Annotated in this window: 1 protein-coding gene; it reads left to right on the top strand. The window is 40.8% G+C overall.

The genetic code is table 11. From position 1 onward, the window contains the following. Positions 1-20: 20 nt before the first annotated feature. Entirely contained in the window at positions 21-1,274 is a 1,254-nt protein-coding gene (locus AB4517_RS22160) for an HD-GYP domain-containing protein (protein ID WP_372150021.1), read from the top strand. Positions 1,275-1,628 lie beyond the last annotated feature (354 nt).

The following is a 1,628-nucleotide window of genomic DNA, read 5'->3' as shown; positions in this document are numbered from 1 at the left end:
CATCAATATTATATATAAAAATGGGCAGCATAAAGATTACCGTAGATCGCATTCAGCCCGGTCTGCATATACGACTCCCCGTAAAATGGAATGAACACCCATTTTTATTCAACAGCTTTAAAATCAAAGATGACGCTCAAGTAAAAGTAATTCGACATCTTGGGATTAAGCACGTCTATATAAACCTGAGTCAAAGTGATACCTCACCTTTACCTGTTAATCACGTAGGTGAACAAGATGTCGATATTGATTCACAGGTAAGCCTTGAAACGGAAAGAATGTGGAAAGATAAGCATGAGCGTATCGAAACCCTTAGCTCTTACCGCCGCAGGGTGAGTCATTGTGAGAGAGAGTTTGAACGTTCGCTTGCTCGAATGCGATCTGTGATGACCAAGATCCGTAACAGACCTTTAGATGCGGTAGGGGAGGTTAAGGCTCTTGTTGATGATATCGTTGAAACTCTAGTGAGCGATGATAACGTCACCTTGCACCTTATGAATGCTAAAGCAGATTTCGAAGATATTTACTTTCATACTCTAAATGTTTCGGTTGTTGCACTGATGATAGGAAAGGCCAAAGGCTATAACACACAGCAATTGAAAGACCTCTCATTCGCAGCGTTGTTTCACGATGTAGGCAAGATCAAAATACCAGTCGCGATACTAAGAAAGCAGAGTGCACTAACGGTGCCAGAAGAGAACTACCTGAAGCTTCATACTAAATACGGTGCGGATATTGTATCGGCAATTGATGACTTTCCTGAAAGTGCTAAAAAGGTGATCGCTCAACATCATGAGATGAATGATGGTTCTGGCTACCCCGAGGGCTTAAAAGAACATGAGATTGATGAATTTGCCAAGATAGTCGCCGTGGCTAATGCATTTGATAACCTTTGCCATGGTAAAACGCAATCTCAACAAATGATCCCGTATTTGGCACTGTCCCACCTATATAAGAGCTGCAAGCATCTATATAGCCAAGATAACTTGGGGCTGTTAGTTAAGTTCATGGGAGTCTATCCACCAGGAACTGTAGTACAGCTTTCAAATGACTCGATTGGGATTGTGATATCCGTTAACGCTAAACATATGCTTTATCCAAATGTACTTATCTATGATCCTAGCGTGCCAAGAACCCAAGCTCCGATCATTGACCTCTTTATTAAAGAGATCAAAATCGTTAATGCCGTTCATCCAAGCAAATTACCTGAACAAGTTCGAGAGTATCTAAACCCTAGGGCTCGTTTATCTTACTTTTTTGATAGTGGAGAGTAGTTATCCACAGGTCGTTGTGGGTAATTTGTTCGAAACTTGGGGTGAAAGTGGTATAAATAAGACCTTGGTTGAAATATCTTCGCTTAACCTCTTTTTTTAATAAAAAACGCATTTATTGCTTGCCAATATGAGCGGCATCTCTATAATGCCGCCTCACTGACACGGCAGACGCCACAAGGCTTCAGCGAGAAATGTTAGTAAGGCAACTAGCTTTAAGCGATGATTCGCTTCTACTTTTAGAAAGTAGGAATTAATTCCAAATAAGTGTTTGACACTGAGAATTAAATCGCTAGAATGGCCGCCTCTTCCGAAGTGATGTAAGTCACAACGAAGAGAAGCTCTTTAACAATTTAA

Origin of the sequence: Vibrio sp. 10N.222.52.C3 (assembly GCF_041474195.1) — a bacterium.
In the GTDB taxonomy this organism is placed as follows: Bacteria; Pseudomonadota; Gammaproteobacteria; order Enterobacterales; family Vibrionaceae; genus Vibrio; species Vibrio crassostreae_C.
This window is presented reverse-complemented; position numbering and strand designations above follow the sequence as displayed.